We start from the raw sequence: 14,868 nt of genomic DNA, 5'->3' as shown, positions 1-14,868 counted from the left end.
TTATAAATAATACTTTATTTATTGAGAGGGAGATTTTTATGCATAAATTTTTTACCCCAGCATGCAACATTACACAAACCGAAGGTAAAATAATAGGAGAGGATGTAAAACATATTTATAAAGTTTTACGTTTGAGTGAAGGGGAAAAAGTAGTCTTAAATAATTGTGAGGGAACAGAATATTTAGGAGAAATAGCTTTTGTAGGAAAGCAAGAAGTTGTTGTAAATATTATTAATGTTTTAGATATAGACAATGAAAGTAAGGTTAAGATTACACTTTTTCAGGGATTACCAAAAGGTCAAAAGATGGATTTAATAGTTCAAAAGGGAACAGAACTTGGAATAACTGAATTTGTTCCTACAATTACATCTAGAGTTGATGTGAAAATTAAAGGTGAATTTAAAAAGCTTGATAGATTGAATAGAATTGCACTTGAGGCGTCAAAACAATCTAAAAGAAGCATTATTCCAAAGGTAAGAGAAGTTATTAATTTTGATGAAGCTTTAGAAGAATTAATAAAAATGGATTTATTATTAGTTCCATATGAAAATGCAGAAGAATTTGGAATAAAAACTCTTGTTAAAGAGTTAAATAAAAAAGGTTTAGACATAAATAATATAAAGAATATAGGTATTTTAATAGGGCCAGAAGGCGGTTTTGAAGAAGAAGAGATAAATATTCTTAAAGAAAAAGGTGCTTATATAGTTACATTAGGAAATAGAATATTGCGTACAGAAACTGCAGGGTTTGTAGCTACTTCTTTAATACAATATGAATTAGGAGATTTAGGAGGAAAGAGTTAATGAAAGTTGCATTTGCGACACTAGGATGTAGAGTTAATCAATATGAAACTGAAGCGATGACTGAAAAATTTATAAGAGAAGGGTATTCAGTTACTAATTTTGAAGATTTTTCAGATGTTTATGTTATAAATAGTTGTACTGTAACTAATATGGGAGATAAAAAATCGAGACAAATAATAAGTAAAGCCAGAAGAACTAATCCAGAAGCAACGATTGCAGTTGTTGGATGTTATTCTCAAATAGCACCAGAAGAGGTTTCTAAAATTGAAGGTGTAGATGTAGTTTTAGGAACAAGAAACAAAGGAGATATAGTTTACTACATAAATAAGGCTAGAGATGAAAAAAAACCACAAATTAATGTTAAAGAAGTTCTTAAAAATAAAGAATTTGAAGAATTGAATATAGAAGAATATCAAGATAAGACAAGGGCATTTTTAAAAATCCAAGATGGATGTAATAGATTTTGTACTTATTGCTTAATACCATATGCAAGAGGTGCTACTTGTTCTAAACATCCAGAAAAGGTGATTGAAGAAATAAATAAATTAGCTCAACATGGATTTAAGGAAGTAATATTATCAGGAATACATACTGCTTCTTATGGAGTGGATTTAGGAAAAGATATAACTTTAATAAGTTTACTTGAAGAAATAGAAAAGATAGATGGTATAGAAAGAGTTAGAATTGGGTCTATTGAACCCGCATTTTTTACAGAAGAAGTAGTAAATAAAATAAAGAATATGAAAAAATTATGTCCACATTTTCATTTATCTCTTCAAAGTGGATGTGATGCAACGCTGAAAAGAATGAATAGAAGATATACTGCATCAGAATATGCAGAAACTGTTGAGATATTAAGAAAAAATATCAAAGATGTATCAATTACGACAGATCTTATAGTAGGGTTTCCAGGAGAAAATGAAGAAGAGTTTAATGAAACATATGAATTTTTAAAGAAAATTAAATTAACAAAAATTCATATATTTAAATATAGTCCAAGAAAAGGAACTAAAGCTGCTGAAATGAAAAATCAAGTTGATGGAAAAATCAAAGATGAAAGAAGCAAAATTTTAGCAGAATTAAATAGAAAAAATGAAAAAGAATTCATAAAAAATTTGGTTGGAAGAGATATGGATATTTTGATAGAACAGGAATTACCAAATAAACCAGGAAGATTTGAAGGATATACAAGAAATTATGTAAAAGCTGAAATAATTAATGCAAATAAGGAAATGATAGGAAAAATTGTTGAATGTCATATAGATGATGAAAATGAAGAATATTTAATTGGTAAAATTAGATAAGAATTTGTTATAATTATAAATGTTATAGGAGATAATTTAATTTATAAGGTGAATTTTGATATAGGATAAATTATTATCTTTAATGACATAATAAATTAATATGAGGAGGTGAATTTTATGGGAGATTGTATATTTTGCAAAATTATAAAGGGAGATATTCCAAGTAAAAAAATATATGAAGATGAGTTCGTTTATGCTTTTTATGATATAAATCCAGAAGCACCAACTCATTTTTTAGTGATTCCAAAAGAACATATAGAAAGTGTAAATATGTTAAATGAAAAAAACATTAATGTTATTTCACATATATTTAAAACCATCAAGAAATTAGCGAAAGAATTAGGTATATCTGAAAAAGGATATAGAATAGTAAATAATTGCGGAGAAGATGGGGGTCAAACAGTAAACCATATGCATTTTCATGTATTAGGTGGAAGAAATTTAAAGTGGCCTCCAGGTTAGATTTTATAAATAGATTTTAATCTAAGTTATTGACAGTGCTTATAGCAATATTGTATAATATACCGTGTGTTATAAAGCCCATAGCTGAGTTAATTAATTTAAGCTAGCGGAGGGAGGGATAGTAAATGTCAGAAATTAAAGTTGGAGAAAACGAAACACTTGAAAGTGCTTTAAGAAGATTTAAAAAGAAGTGTGCTAGAGCTGGGGTTCTTTCTGAAGTTAGAAAGAGAGAACATTATGAAAAGCCAAGCGTTAAGAAAAAGAAAAAATCAGAAGCTGCTAGAAAGAGAAAATTTAAATAAGAATGGTTTCTTTTGAAAGAAGGTATAATAATGCCAACAATTAAGGATAGACTTCAAGAAGATTGGAAAGCTGCTTTAAAGGCTAAAGATAAATTCAGAGCTAATACAATTAGTACAGCTAAAGCTGCTATATTATTAGTTGAAAAAACTGATAATATTAAGCTTGATGAGGATGAAGTTATTAATATTTTAGCAAAGGAAGTCAAGCAAAGAAGAGAATCTATGCTTGAATTCGAAAAGGGAAATAGACAAGATTTAGTTGATGAGTGTAAAGCTGAACTAGAAATTTTGTTAGAATACCTTCCTCAGCAGTTAAGCGAAGAAGAAATAAAACAAATAGTAGAAGATTCAGCTCAAGAAATGGGTGCAAATAGCATTAAAGATATGGGTAAAGTTATGTCAGCTATCAAACCTAAAATAGTAGGTAGAGCTGATGGAAAGCTTGTAAGTCAAATTGTTAAAGAATATTTAAATAATAAATAATAAAAGAACTCTTTTTTAGAGTTCTTTTATTATTATATAGAATTTTATTTTAAATAGAGAAATCTTTAAAACATTTTTTGATAAAATTTCTAATAATAATTTGAAAGTATACATGAACTGAAAAATTGATAACTGCTTTATCAATTTTTTATATAAATTTGGTACATAATAAAAAGAATTGTAATTTTGTATAATTTAAATACAAAATTACAATTCTTTTTTATCTCTAAAAATTATATTGCTAAATAATCTATAAAGAATTTCTAGAATATTTTCTTTTACAGGTATGTTAAATACCGTTAAAAAATAGTTGGTAATAAATTTGATTTTTGCTTAGGTAGATGGAATTGTTATTTTTTGATTAGGCCTTAATTAATGTATAAACTATATTTAAACTATTATAAAAATTTTATGTATAGTAAAATTTATGAATTAATTTGACTATAAAATCATAAATTACAAATAAAGGTATTTGTTTTGTTAAGATGTTATAATAATGATTTTATATATAGGGGGATAATATGGAGAGTAGGTTTCAACGAGGAAGAGAAAAAATATTTAATAAATTGGATTTCCCAACAGATGTTGCTTTAGATTTACCAAAAATAATTGTTACAGGAAATAGAGAAATAACAATTGAAAATCATAGAGGTATTATGGCTTTTGAAAATAGTCTAATTAAAATAAATTCTAGAATTGGTGCGATTACAATAATGGGGGAAGGGTTTGAGATACTTTTTATTGGAGATAACACTATAACTATAAGTGGAATTTTTAAGGGTATATCATATGAGGGGTAAAAAGAATGATATTAGATAAATTAAAAGCAGGAAAGATAACAATAGAAGTAAGTAGTTTAATGCCTGAAAAAATATTGAATATACTTTGGCATAATGGAATTTATACATCTAATATAACTAAAGTTAATATAACTACTGTTAGATTTCAAGTGCCTTTTATGGAGTATAAAGATGTTCAGCATTTGGTAAAAAAGTCTAAAGGTAAAATAAGAGTAATCGGTAAGAGTGATATAATAGTATTACTAATATTAATGAAAAGGAAAATATCATTATGTATTGGAGGTGGAGTATTTTTATTAAGTTTATATTTATTATCTAATTATATATGGGCCATAGATATAGAAACTAAAAACAATTTATCACCTTTTGAAGTTAGACAGGAACTAATATCTATAGGGATAAAACCAGGTCTTAAAAAAGAAGACATAAATGTATATAACGTAGAAAAAAAATTGGAAGATTTAAGTTCGGAGATTATGTGGGTAAGAGCTAGAATAGAAGGTTCAACATTAAAAGTTGTTGTAGAGGAAAAAGTAAATCCTCCGAGTAGAAATAAAGTTATGCCAGAACAAGTATTAGCTAAAATGGATGGAGAAGTAAAAAGAGTATTTACATTCTCGGGTAATTCTGCTGTTGTACCAGGAGACATAGTAAAAGCAGGAGATGTATTAATATTACCTATACAAGGTAAAGAAGGATTTGAAAAAGAGGTAAAACCAAGTGGAAGTGTTATAGCTAACACTTTTTATGAAAAGTCAATGGAACTACAAATAAGTGGTAAAAAACTTGAGAGAACTGGAAAAAAAGATAGTGATATTTATTTGAATTTCTGGAATAAAAAAATTTACTTAAAAAAAGCTATAAATGATTTTGAATCTTATGATAAAATAGAGGAAAATGGAGGAGTATTTAACAAAATAATATATTTTGAAAGAGCAGGGAAGAATATAAATTTAGATAGAGATTCAACAATAAAAGAATCAGTAGAAAAGTTACAGCGATCTTTAGAAAAAAATCTTATAAATGATGCAAAAATTATAGATAATAAGGTATCAGTAGAAGATATTGAAAATGGGAAAATACGTATAAAGGTAGTATTTACAGTAGAACAAGATATAGCAGAAAATATATCTTAATACTATAGTACAGAGATGAGAAGGTGATTAACATGAATTTAAGAAAAGATAAAGATAAAGAGAAAAATCGTGATGGAAATCAATATAATATATCTAGATATATATTACTTTTTACTGTGGTTTTTATTATAATCTATTTTTTGTTAATAACAGTTGTAGCTCCTAAACAGTTTAGTTTAAAGGAAGGCGATATAGCTAGAGTAGATATAAAGGCGACAAGAGATACTATTGATGAAAAAGCAACCAAAGAAAAAGAAAATGAGGCTATTGAAAATGTTGAAAAACAGTATACTGTAAAAAATGATGTTAAACTTAAAGCAGAAAATAATATTAAACAGTTATTTGATAAAGCACTAAGTTTAAATGCTGTTAACATAACAGAAGCAGAAAAAATATCAGAATTAAAAAAAATATTAGATTTTAAATTGACAGATAATGAATATAAGGAAATATTAATTACCTCAAAAGATAGTTTGATTGAATTTGAATGGCAAATTATTAATATTATTGATGAAGCTTATAATAAAGATATACAGGAAAATAATAAGAATGCTCTTGAGGCAGCAAAAGATGATGTGAAAAAAGAAATTGAAAAGCTAAATGCAAGTTCAACATTAATAGATGCTTTGAAAAGTATTAGTACATCTCAAATATATCCAAATTTATTTTATGATAGTGAAAAGACAGAAGAAATGAAAAAAGAAGCACAAAAAAATGTTTCTAAAGTTATAATTAAAAAAAATCAAACTATAATTAAAGAGGGAGAACCAGTTACAGCAGCTCAGATTGATATTATACGTACATTAGGTTTACTTGATGATGATATAACAGGAAAATATGTTTATGTTTATTTAGCGCTTATATTATTTTTGGGGGTAATTCTATTTATACAATATCAGTATATTTATGTAAATTATAAGGAAATATTTATTAATAAAAAAAGGTTGATGCTTATTAGTTTAATAACTATAGTTTCATTAATTTTAGCAAGAACCATAGGAGCAATATCTCCATTCTTGATTCCGTTTGCTTTTGCACCTATGCTTTTAACATTACTTTTAAATTATAAATTATCTCTTGTAATAAGTGTTTGTAATGTGGCGATTATTGGTGCTTTATCTGAATTTGATCCTCAAGTGATGATTATAGCTTTAGCAAATGCAACTCTTGGTGCAACAATACTAAAAAAATTACACCAAAGAAATGACCTTATATATTCAACAATGCATATAGCTATAGTTAGTGCAATACTTACATTTGCAACGGGTACAATATTATCAAGCAATATAAAAGAGGTAATTGTCCAAAGTGCTTTTTCTATAATTAGTGGATTATTATCAGGTATTTTTGCATTAGGTATGTTGCCATTTTTAGAGGGAATATTTAATGAAGTTACAACAGTGAAATTGTTGGAATTATCTAATCCTAACAATCCTTTATTAAAGAAATTGCTTATGGAAGCTCCAGGAACTTATCATCATAGTATGCTTGTAGCAAACTTAGCTGAGATGGCAGCTGAAGAGGTCGGAGCTGATCCTGTAATTGCAAGAATAGGATCTTACTATCATGATGTAGGTAAAACTGAAAGACCATACTTTTTTGGCGAAAATCAAATAGGTGGAGAGAACCCACATGATAAAATAAGTGCAAGATTAAGCACTAGGGTTATAATATCTCATGTAAAAGATGGATTAAAATTGGCTAAAAAGCATAATCTACCTAAAGTAATTCAAGATATTATAGCTCAACATCATGGAACTACTTTAGTTAAATACTTTTATTATACAATGAAAAATAATGCTGAAAATCCTGATGATATAAATACACAAGATTATATGTATCCTGGACCAATTCCTAATACTAAAGAAGCCGCAATAGTAATGCTTGCTGATAGTATTGAAGCAGCAGTAAGATCAATTAAAGAACCTAGTAAAGAAAAAATTGAAGAAATGGTAAATAACATAATAAAAGATAAGTTAAATTCTGAACAATTGAAAGATAGTGATTTAACATTTAAAGACATTGAAAAAATAAGAGTATGTTTTTTAAGTGCACTTAATGGTATATATCATCAAAGAATTGAATATCCAAAGGAAAAGATATAGCCTTAACATTAAGAAAAATATTATTACAACAGTAATTAAAAATAATTTATTTTTATAACAAAGGAGCAAAAAATGATTTATGTAGATAATAGACAAGAAAAAATTGAAGTAAATGAAGAATTTATTGATTATTTAAAAAATGTAATAAAATTTGCTTTAGAACAGGAACAAGTAAAAATACCATGTGAGATATCATTATTGTTTGTAGATAATAATGAAATTAAAGAAATTAATAGTGAAACAAGAAATATAGATAAAGAAACAGATGTTTTATCCTTTCCTATGTTAGATTATCCTGAAAAAAAAGTTTTTAAGGAAGTTTATATTGATAATAAATTCTCTCCAAGTGACTTTGATGGAGAAGAGCTAGTTTTAGGAGATGTAGTACTATCTTTAGAAAAAGCCCTTGAACAAAGTAAAGACTTTAATCATTCTTATGACAGAGAAGCTGCATATTTAGTAGTACATTCTATATTGCATCTTTTAGGATATGATCATATGGAAGAAGACGACAAAAAAGTAATGAGAAGTAGGGAAGAAGATATATTAAATAGGCTTGATATAAGGAGAGATTAAAAAAGCAGGTGAAGTATAATGAAATTTAAGAAAATTTTAGATAGTTTTAATAATGCCATAAATGGGATAATAGAAACTGTTAGAACCGAAAGAAATATGAAAATTCATTTGAGTGTATCATTATTAGTATTAATTGCATGTTTTTGTTTTGATATAACCAAATATGAATTTCTAACAATAGCAATAACAATAACAATGGTAATAGGTGCAGAATTAGTTAATACAGCTATAGAAGCTGTAATAGACTTAACAGCTAATTATTATCATCCATTGGCTAAAGTAGCTAAGAATGCAGCGGCAGGAGCAGTATTTGTTATGGCGATAAACGCAATAGTTGTTGGGTATATAATATTTTGGGATAAACTATCTTATTTTTCTTATAATTTAATAAATAAGGTTAAAACTTCAGAACCTTACACAATATTTATAGTATTAGTAATAGTTTGTATTGCAACATTAATAGTAAAGGCTGTTTTTGGAGAAGGAACCCCTCTAAAAGGGGGTATGCCAAGTGGACATAGTGCATTAGCGTTCTCTATTGCAACGGCATTATCTTTGATTACAGAGGAACCTATATGTGTAATGTTAAGTTATCTTATGGCATTTATCACAGCGCAAAGTAGAGTAGATTCAGAAGTTCATACTATTCTAGAAGTAATAATGGGAGCTTTATTTGGGATTTTATTAACTATTTTTATATTTGTAGTATTTAGGATATAAAGAGACTGTTTTTTATTCTAATTATATTAGGTATATTAAAAAAATAATAGACCAGTATGCTCATCTACTTGATCTATTATTTTATGTACCTTATGAATATTTAATATACATAGAAGAATAAATAGAGTATACTATTTATAAACTATATAATATCTAAAAATGGATATACTTATAATTAAATTAGGAAGTCTATTTTTATTTATAAATAAATAGAATTTAGACTACAAAAGGAGGCAAAATGTTTAAATCAGGATTTGTTACAATTGTTGGTAGACCAAATGTAGGGAAGTCGACTTTATTAAATTATATAATGGGTGAAAAATTATCAATAGTTTCAAGTAAACCACAAACAACTAGAAATAATATTCAAACTATTTTAACAGGTGAGGATTATCAAATTGTATTTGTAGATACACCAGGAATACACAAACCTAAACATAAATTAGGGGAATATATGGTGAATTCAGCAAAAGATTCAACAAAGGATGTTGATTTAGTTTTATTTTTAACTAATCCAGATACAGAGATTGGTAGAGGAGATAAATTTATATTAGAATCATTAAAAGATAAGAAATGTCCAGTATATCTTGTTTTAAATAAGACTGATGAAAGCACTCCTGAAAGAGTTGCCAAAAGTTTAGAAATGTATTCAAAAGAATTTAATTTTAAAGAGATAATTCCAATTTCAGCAATAAAGGGTAAGAATGTAGACGCTTTAATTAATTTAATGAAAGAAGAAATGCCAGAAGGACCACAATACTATCCTGAGGATATGATAACAGATGTACCAGAAAGATTTGTAGTATCAGAAATAGTTAGAGAAAAAGCATTAAGAACTTTAAGAGATGAAGTTCCTCATGGTATTGCAGTAGATGTAATTCAAATGAAACAAAATCAAATAGGAACTTATCATATAGAAGTAGATTTAATATGTGAAAAAGATTCACATAAGGGAATAATAATAGGTAAGAATGGTCAAACTCTTAAAAGAATTGGAGAAACTTCAAGATTTGAATTAGAAAAATTCTTAAGAGCTAGAGTTAACATAAAAATATGGGTTAAGGTAAGAAAAGAATGGAGAGATAATCAAAATCTTTTAAAAGAATTAGGATATAAAAAGAAATAATTATGTATTTATTGAGAAATACTATAATAGGAGATGATCTTTCTGGCACTTTTTGAAAGTAAAGCTGTTATTATAAAGTCACAGGATTTTAAGGAAAATGATAAATTAGTGTGGCTTTATACAGAAGAGTTAGGTAAGATTACTGCTATAGCTAAAGGGGCAAAGAGGAGTAGAAGTAAATTGCTATCCATAACTTTGCCTTTATGTTATGGTGAGTATATGTTATATAAAGGTAAGAATTTGTATACGATTCAAGAAGGTAAAATTATAAATTCATTTCAGGGATTATTAGAAAATTTAGATAAGCTTACATATTCATCTTATTTATGTGAATTAATAGATATATGTTCTCAGGATGAGGAAAAGAATAAACAGCTTTTTATAGATTTAGTTATGACACTTTATCTTTTAGATACAAATGCTTTAGATTATCAATTACTTATAAGAGCTTTTGAATTAAAGGTTTTAAGAAATACAGGATATGCTTTAAATTTAGATAGCTGTACTATCTGTAAAAGAAAGATTAATGCTTCAAATTATATAAGTTTATCAAATTATGGGGGAGTTTGTTCTGAATGTCCTAAAGAATATGGCCTATATATTTCAAAGGCAGCGTATAATTCTTTGAGATTTTTATTAAATATGAGGGTAGATAAAATTTATAGATTAAATTTAACAGATCAAATCAAAGAAGAGATAGAAAAGGTGACAAATCATTTGATATGTAATAATTATTCTAAAAGACCTAAAAGTTTAGAATTATTAAAATTTATTAAGGAGTGATTATAAATGGAACAAATAACATTAGAAAAAGTTGATAAGATAATAGAAAGAACTGGTGTGAGCTATTCTATTGCTAAGGAAGCATTAGAGGCATGTAATGGTGATGTATTAGAAGCTTTAATATATATAGAAAGTATACAATCTGGAAATTCAGAGTATGATATCAACAATGATAGAGAAGAAAGTAAAAATCAAATAACAATAGAAGAATTAAAAGCATTTATTAAAGACTTAATTCATAAAGGAAATATTTCTAGAATAAAAATTAAAAAAGATGATAGTGAGTTAATTGATGTTCCAGTAAATGCAGGGATTGCAGCAGGAGTAATTGCGGTTTTAATTCCACCAATATTAGCAGCAGGAGTAATTGCAGCAATAGCTACTAAGATAACAATAGAAATTACTAAAAATGATGGTTCAGTTGAAGTTATAAATAAATATGTATCAAAAGTTTCAAATGAAGTAAAAGATAAAGCTATTGATATTACAGATAAGGTAAAATCTAAGGTTAACGAAGTTAAGGCAAAAGTAAAGAATGCTGAAGAAGAAAAACAAAGGGTATATACTGGAGATGAAACTGTTTATAGTTATACAGTAAAATTTGATGAAGAAGATAAGTAAAAAATAATTTAATGTGTTATAAAATAAAAAAACAAGGAGTATTTTTTAAAATTATTTAATTTTTCAGAAAATTTAATATACTTATACAAAAATTACATGGTATAATTAAGTTGTGATTAGATAGTTCTTGTATTCAGAGAAAGAGGGATAATATTGAAGTTATCAGATAGGCAAGAAGAAATAATTAGATTAGTAAAAGAAAATCAGCCGATAACTAGTGAATCATTAGCAGAAAAGTTAGGAGTTACAAGGGCAGCACTTAGAGCTGATTTGGCAATACTTACTATGATAGGAATATTGGATGCGAGACCTAAAGTGGGTTATATATATTTAGGAAAGTCTTCTAATGGTCTTGTTTATGAGTATATAAGTAAAATAAAGGCTAATGAAATAATGTCTAAACCAACTACTGTAAGTGAAGAAACAATGGTATATGATGCAATTGTATACCTATTTTTAAATGATGTAGGGACATTATTTGTAGAGAATAATGGGATTTTAACGGGTGCTGTTTCAAGAAAAGATTTTCTAAAAATAGCGATAGGAGGAACCGATATTCATAAAGTTCCAGTAGGAGTAATAATGACACGTATGCCAAATATAATATGCGCAGATAAAAATGACAGTGCATATAATTTAGCAAAAAAGATAATTGAACACGAAATAGATAGCATTCCAATTGTTGAACAATTAGAAAAAATAGAAGGTAAAGAACAATTTAAGATAATTGGTAAAGTTTCAAAGACTAACATAACAAAGTTGTTTGTTAAATTGGGTGTTCAAGAAGGGTAATTTAAAAAGGGTAATTTAAAAAGGGTAACTACAAGATTTTATCTTGATAGTAATAAAAAAAATTGAGAATTAAAGGGGAAATGTTGAGATGGTAAAGAAGTATGTATATCTTTTTAATGAAGGCAACGCTTCAATGAGAAATTTACTAGGAGGTAAAGGTGCTAACTTGGCTGAAATGACTAATTTAGGAATTCCAGTACCAACTGGTTTTACTGTTACAACAGAAGCATGTAATAAGTATTATGAAGATGGAAAAATTATTTCAGATGAAGTAATAAATCAAATTCATGAAAGTTTAGCAAAACTTGAAGATACTAGTGGAAAAAAATTCGGAAGTGATGAAAATCCATTATTAGTATCAGTGAGATCAGGTGCAAGAGCTTCAATGCCGGGAATGATGGATACTATTTTAAATTTAGGACTTAACGACAAAGTTGTTGAAACAATGGCTAAATTGACAAATAATCCAAGGTTTGCCTATGATTCTTACAGAAGATTTATTCAAATGTTCTCAGATGTTGTTATGGATATCGAAAAAAGATTATTTGAAAATAAGATTGATGAACTTAAAGAGAAAAAAGGTGTAGAATTTGATACAGATTTAACAGCAGAAGATTTAAAAGTTTTAGTATCAGAATTTAAGGAAATATATAAGAAAGAAAAAGGTGAAGATTTTCCACAAGATCCAAAAGTTCAATTAATAGAATCAGTAACAGCTGTATTTAGATCATGGGATAATCCAAGAGCAATAGTTTACAGAAGATTAAATGATATTCCAGGTGAATGGGGAACAGCTGTTAATGTACAACAAATGGTTTTTGGTAATAAAGGAGACACTTCAGGTACAGGAGTTGTTTTTTCTAGAAATCCTGCAACTGGTGAAAAACTTATTTATGGAGAATATTTAATGAATGCTCAAGGTGAGGATGTTGTTGCGGGTATAAGAACTCCTCTTCCAATATCAAAATTAAAAGAACAAGATCCTAAGATATATCAACAGTTTGAAGGTATAGTTAATACATTAGAAAATCATTACAGAGATATGCAAGATATGGAAATAACTATAGAGGAAGGAAAGTTATATTTCCTACAAACAAGAAATGGTAAGAGAACAGCACAAGCTGCTTTGAAAATAGCTGTTGATTTAGTTGAAGAAGGAATGTTAACAAAAGAAGAAGCAATATTAAAGGTAGAACCAAAACAATTAGATACATTACTTCATCCAGCATTTTATACAGAAGATTTAAAGAAAGCAGAACCTATTGCTAAAGGACTACCAGCATCTCCAGGAGCAGCATGTGGTAAAATAGCATTTACAGCTGAAGAAGCAAAGGATAGAGCTGCTTTAGATGAAGATGTTGTATTAGTAAGACTAGAAACTTCTCCAGAGGATATAGAGGGAATGATTGCAGCAAAAGGAATATTAACTGTTAGAGGTGGTATGACATCTCATGCAGCTGTAGTTGCTAGAGGAATGGGAACTTGCTGTGTTGCAGGTTGTGGAACAATTAAGGTAGATGAAGTTAAAAGAACAATTGAAGTTGGTGGAAAGGTTTATACTGATAAAGATTATATATCAATAGATGGTACTTCAGGAAATGTCTATGGTGAGAAAATAAAGACTGTTACTCCTGAAATATCAGGTCACTTTGCTACATTTATGGGATGGGCAGATGAAATAAGAAAATTAAAAGTTAGAACTAATGCTGACACTCCAAAGGATGCACAACAAGCAGCAGAGTTTGGTGCTGAAGGAGTAGGTCTTTGTAGAACTGAGCATATGTTCTTTGCTGAAGATAGAATAATGGCAGTAAGACAAATGATTACATCTAAAGACGAAGAACAAAGAAGAAGAGCATTAGATAAGATATTACCAATGCAAAGAGCAGATTTTATAGGCATTTATGAAGCATTAGAGGGAAAACCAGTTACAATTAGATTATTGGATCCACCTCTACATGAATTCTTACCAAATAATAATGAAGATATTAAATCTTTAGCAAAAGAGATGGGATTAAGTTTTGAAGAATTAAAACTTACAGTTGAAAATTTACATGAATTTAATCCTATGATGGGTCATAGAGGTTGTCGTCTTGCTGTATCATATCCAGAAATAGCTGAAATGCAAGCTAGAGCAATTATAGAAGCGGCTATAGAAGTTAAAACTACTAAAGGATTTGATGTTGTTCCAGAAATAATGATTCCATTAGTTGGAGAAATTAAAGAATTAAAATATGTTAAGGATGTCATAAAAGACACAGTAGAATCAGTTATGGAAGAAAAGAATGTCAAGCTAGATTATAAGATAGGAACAATGATAGAAATTCCAAGAGCTGCGTTAACAGCTGATAAAATAGCGAAAGAAGCTGAATTCTTCTCATTTGGTACTAATGATTTAACTCAAATGACATTTGGTTTCTCAAGAGATGATGCATCAAAATTCTTATCAGATTATTATGATAAAAAGATATATGAACAAGACCCATTTGCTAAATTAGATCAAACAGGTGTAGGAGAACTTGTTAAGATAGCTGTAGAAAAAGGAAGAGCTACGAGACCAGGTATAAAACTAGGCATATGTGGAGAACATGGTGGAGATCCATCATCAGTTGAATTCTGCCACAATATAGGTTTAGATTACGTATCATGTTCACCATTTAGAGTACCACTTGCAAGACTTGCAGCAGCGCAAGCACAAGTGAAAAATAAAAGGTAATATAAAAGGTAATATAAAAAATACACATTGGATATAAATCCAATGTGTATTTTTGTTTCTTCAGGAATTTATAAAAATTAAATATAGTTTATATAAGAATGTGCTTTATAAAAACTATACGTATAGAACCTAAAGAATA

Annotated in this window: 15 protein-coding genes; all 15 read left to right on the top strand. The window is 27.8% G+C overall.

The annotated features are described in order from the left end of the window. Window positions 1-38 precede the first annotated feature (38 nt). The 15 genes from KYD98_RS00230 to ppdK all read left to right on the top strand — a co-directional run bounded on the left by KYD98_RS00230 (window position 39) and on the right by ppdK (window position 14,729). On the top strand, window positions 39-803 hold the full coding sequence (locus KYD98_RS00230; RefSeq protein WP_219777578.1) for an RsmE family RNA methyltransferase: 765 nt from the start codon (window positions 39-41) through the stop codon (window positions 801-803). Next, window positions 803-2,107 (top strand): tRNA (N(6)-L-threonylcarbamoyladenosine(37)-C(2))-methylthiotransferase MtaB, encoded by a 1,305-nt coding sequence (gene mtaB / locus KYD98_RS00225; protein ID WP_219777577.1) that lies wholly within the window; start codon window positions 803-805, stop codon window positions 2,105-2,107. The genes KYD98_RS00230 and mtaB overlap by 1 nt, the downstream gene beginning before the upstream one ends. 117 nt (window positions 2,108-2,224) lie before the next feature. Then, window positions 2,225-2,569, top strand: coding sequence for a histidine triad nucleotide-binding protein (locus tag KYD98_RS00220; RefSeq protein WP_219777576.1), 345 nt, complete (start codon window positions 2,225-2,227; stop codon window positions 2,567-2,569). 125 nt (window positions 2,570-2,694) lie between these two features. Beyond that, entirely contained in the window at window positions 2,695-2,871 is a 177-nt protein-coding gene (rpsU, locus tag KYD98_RS00215) for a 30S ribosomal protein S21 (protein ID WP_003371500.1), read from the top strand. A 30-nt stretch (window positions 2,872-2,901) separates the two neighbouring features. After that, on the top strand, window positions 2,902-3,354 hold the full coding sequence (locus tag KYD98_RS00210; protein WP_219777575.1) for a GatB/YqeY domain-containing protein: 453 nt from the start codon (window positions 2,902-2,904) through the stop codon (window positions 3,352-3,354). A gap of 521 nt (window positions 3,355-3,875) precedes the next feature. Further along, on the top strand, window positions 3,876-4,154 hold the full coding sequence (gene yqfC / locus KYD98_RS00205) for a sporulation protein YqfC (RefSeq protein WP_219777574.1): 279 nt from the start codon (window positions 3,876-3,878) through the stop codon (window positions 4,152-4,154). Window positions 4,155-4,159: 5 nt separating this feature from the next. After that, window positions 4,160-5,290 carry a sporulation protein YqfD gene (gene yqfD / locus KYD98_RS00200; RefSeq protein WP_219777573.1) on the top strand — a complete coding sequence of 377 codons (1,131 nt, stop codon included), beginning with the start codon at window positions 4,160-4,162 and terminating at the stop codon, window positions 5,288-5,290. 32 nt (window positions 5,291-5,322) lie between these two features. Further along, complete coding sequence (locus KYD98_RS00195) at window positions 5,323-7,395, top strand: HD family phosphohydrolase (RefSeq protein ID WP_219777572.1); 2,073 nt, start codon at window positions 5,323-5,325, stop codon at window positions 7,393-7,395. 72 nt (window positions 7,396-7,467) lie between these two features. Next, window positions 7,468-7,971 (top strand): rRNA maturation RNase YbeY, encoded by a 504-nt coding sequence (ybeY, locus tag KYD98_RS00190; RefSeq protein ID WP_219777571.1) that lies wholly within the window; start codon window positions 7,468-7,470, stop codon window positions 7,969-7,971. 18 nt (window positions 7,972-7,989) lie between these two features. Then, the gene (locus KYD98_RS00185; protein WP_219777570.1) at window positions 7,990-8,691 is read left to right on the top strand and encodes a diacylglycerol kinase; all 702 of its coding nucleotides are present in this window, start codon (window positions 7,990-7,992) and stop codon (window positions 8,689-8,691) included. 238 nt (window positions 8,692-8,929) lie between these two features. After that, a complete protein-coding gene (era, locus tag KYD98_RS00180; protein WP_219777569.1) occupies window positions 8,930-9,817 on the top strand; it encodes a GTPase Era in 888 nt (295 codons plus the stop codon). 33 nt (window positions 9,818-9,850) lie between these two features. Continuing rightward, complete coding sequence (gene recO, locus KYD98_RS00175; protein WP_219777568.1) at window positions 9,851-10,600, top strand: DNA repair protein RecO; 750 nt, start codon at window positions 9,851-9,853, stop codon at window positions 10,598-10,600. Between the two features lie 6 nt (window positions 10,601-10,606). Beyond that, the gene (locus tag KYD98_RS00170) at window positions 10,607-11,221 is read left to right on the top strand and encodes a DUF4342 domain-containing protein (protein WP_219777567.1); all 615 of its coding nucleotides are present in this window, start codon (window positions 10,607-10,609) and stop codon (window positions 11,219-11,221) included. Between the two features lie 153 nt (window positions 11,222-11,374). Beyond that, window positions 11,375-12,013, top strand: coding sequence for a transcriptional regulator CcpN (ccpN, locus tag KYD98_RS00165; RefSeq protein WP_219777566.1), 639 nt, complete (start codon window positions 11,375-11,377; stop codon window positions 12,011-12,013). A gap of 88 nt (window positions 12,014-12,101) precedes the next feature. Beyond that, on the top strand, window positions 12,102-14,729 hold the full coding sequence (gene ppdK / locus KYD98_RS00160) for a pyruvate, phosphate dikinase (RefSeq protein WP_219777565.1): 2,628 nt from the start codon (window positions 12,102-12,104) through the stop codon (window positions 14,727-14,729). The last annotated feature ends 139 nt before the right edge of the window (window positions 14,730-14,868 follow it).

The sequence above is a fragment of the Clostridium weizhouense genome (assembly GCF_019431045.1).
Classification (GTDB): domain Bacteria; phylum Bacillota; class Clostridia; order Clostridiales; family Clostridiaceae; genus Clostridium; species Clostridium weizhouense.
The sequence above is the reverse complement of the archived record's forward strand: the minus strand, read 5'-3'. Positions and strand labels throughout refer to the sequence as shown.